The sequence below is a fragment of the uncultured Nevskia sp. genome (assembly GCF_903885465.1).
Classification (GTDB): domain Bacteria; phylum Pseudomonadota; class Gammaproteobacteria; order Nevskiales; family Nevskiaceae; genus Nevskia.
In genome coordinates, this window is the sequence record NZ_CAISIQ010000210.1 from 1 (window position 1) to 1,721 (window position 1,721).

General features: G+C 60.7%; 1 protein-coding gene and 1 pseudogene. Both read right to left on the reverse strand.

Going from position 1 to position 1,721, the window contains the following annotated elements:
- Positions 1 to 314 (reverse strand): hypothetical protein (locus QZY06_RS07940; protein WP_367275590.1); only part of this gene is annotated, 314 nt, incomplete at its 3' end.
- Between the two features lie 102 nt (positions 315 to 416).
- Positions 417 to 1,721 (reverse strand): annotated as a pseudogene (gene rpoB, locus QZY06_RS07945) (DNA-directed RNA polymerase subunit beta); the annotation flags it as partial.

Below are 1,721 nucleotides of genomic sequence, written 5' to 3' on the forward strand. Positions count from 1 at the left end.
ATATGGCCCATGCGCTCGCGACGCACCTTGGCAACGGTGACTTCGACGCCGCATTTTTCGCAAACCACGCCGCGATGCTTCAGGCGCTTGTACTTGCCGCACAAGCACTCGTAATCCTTGATCGGCCCGAAGATCTTCGCGCAGAACAAGCCGTCACGTTCCGGCTTGAACGTACGGTAGTTGATGGTTTCCGGCTTCTTCACTTCGCCGAACGACCACGACCGGACAGTTTCCGGCGAGGCGAGGCTGATCTTGATGGCATCGAAGTCTTCGAACTCTTCGGTGGCCCGCATCAGGTTGAAGAAATCTTTCATGTCTATCTCCGCAATACCGCAATTCTTGAGGCTAGTAGGCTGATTGCTGATGTCCGAGACGGCGCCTTTCGGCAGCGCGTCTCAGACAGGTGACCTGTCGCCTCAGTTGTTCTGCTCGAGCTCGATGTTGAGACCGATAGAACGGATTTCCTTGACCAGCACGTTGAACGACTCCGGCATGCCGGCGTGCATGCGGTGATCGCCATCGACGATCGCCTTGTACATGCGCGTACGGCCGTTGGTGTCATCCGACTTCACGGTCAGCATTTCCTGCAGCGTGTAGGCCGCGCCGTAGGCTTCCAGTGCCCAGACTTCCATTTCACCGAAGCGCTGGCCGCCGAACTGCGCCTTGCCACCGAGCGGCTGCTGGGTGACCAGCGAGTACGGACCGGTGGAACGCGCATGCATCTTGTCGTCGACGAGATGGTTCAGCTTCAGCATGTACATGTAGCCGACGGTGACCAGGCGCGCGAAGTTGTCGCCGGTGCGGCCATCAACCAGCTGTGCCTGACCCGTGGTCGGAAGACCGGCGAGTTCGAGCATGCCCTTGATGTCTTCTTCCGAGGCGCCGTCGAACACCGGCGTCGCCATCGGCATGCCGCCGGTGAGGTTCTGCGCCAGCGTCAGGATCTCGGTATCGGACAGCGCATCGATATCGACCTTCTGCTCGTAGCTGCCGATCTTGTTGTAGGCCTTGTCGAGGAACTTGCGCAGTTCGGCAACCGCCTTCTGGCCCTTGAGCATCTCGTCGATCTTCTTGCCGATGCCCTTCGCGGCCCAGCCGAGATGGACTTCGAGCAGCTGACCGATGTTCATGCGCGACGGCACGCCCAGCGGGTTCAGCACGATGTCGACCGGGGTGCCATCCGCCATGTGCGGCATGTCTTCCACCGGCACGATCTGCGAGATCACGCCCTTGTTGCCGTGACGGCCGGCCATCTTGTCGCCCGGCTGCACGCGGCGCTTCACGGCCAGATACACCTTCACCATCTTCAGCACGCCCGGCGAAAGCTCGTCGCCCGCCTGGATCTTGCGCTTCTTGTTCTCGAACTTCTTGTCGAACTCGGTACGCTGATCCTTGAGCTGCTTGGCGGCCGTTTCGAGCTGCGTCTGCGCCTCATCATCCTGCAGGCGGATTTCGAACCACTTGTCGCGCTCGAGGCCGTCGAGATAGGCCGCCGTGACCTTCTCGCCCTTCTTGAGCTTCTGCGGGCCGCCATCGGCATTCTTGCCGACGAGCAGCTTCTTCAGACGATCGTAGATGTCGTCCTCGAAGATGCGGAGCTGGTCGCCGAAGTCCTTCTTGACCGCAGCCAGTTCGCTTTCCTCGATCGACAGCGCGCGCTTGTCCTTCTTCACGCCTTCACGCGTGAACACGCGCACGTCGATGACCGTGCCGTCCATGCC